The organism is Streptomyces sp. DH12 (assembly GCF_020873895.1).
In the GTDB taxonomy this organism is placed as follows: Bacteria; Actinomycetota; Actinomycetes; order Streptomycetales; family Streptomycetaceae; genus Streptomyces.
In genome coordinates, this window is the sequence record NZ_JAHWGT010001535.1 from 1 (window position 1) to 401 (window position 401).

Annotated in this window: 1 protein-coding gene; it reads right to left on the minus strand. The window is 72.6% G+C overall.

Annotated features, from left to right (window positions below; translation table 11 throughout):
- Positions 1-401: serine/threonine-protein kinase (locus LPA54_RS40950; RefSeq protein WP_228985484.1), on the minus strand; the 401-nt coding region annotated here is incomplete at both ends.

Here is a 401-nt window from a genome sequence, read left to right on the forward strand (position 1 = left end):
CCGCGCGCCCGACATCCGCTCGGGGGCGGTGTACTCGGGCGAGCCGACGAACGACCCGCTCTCGGTGAGCGTGGTCGAGCCCGGCATCTGGGCGATGCCGAAATCGGTGAGCAGCACCCGGTCGGTGCCGTTCTCCAGCAGCACGTTGGCGGGCTTGAGATCGCGGTGCAGCACCCCTGCGGCGTGCGCGGCGCGCAGCGCGCCCAGCAGGTCGACGCCGATCCGCGCGGCCTCCGCGGCGTCCACCGGCCCGTCGGCGGCCACCCGGTCGGCGAGGGACGGACCGTCGATCAACTCCAGGACGATGTAAGGGCGTTCGTTGTCCTCGACGACGTCGTGCACGACGATGATGTTCGGGTGGCTGAGCTGGGCCAGGGCGCGCGCCTCGCGCAGGGTGCGTT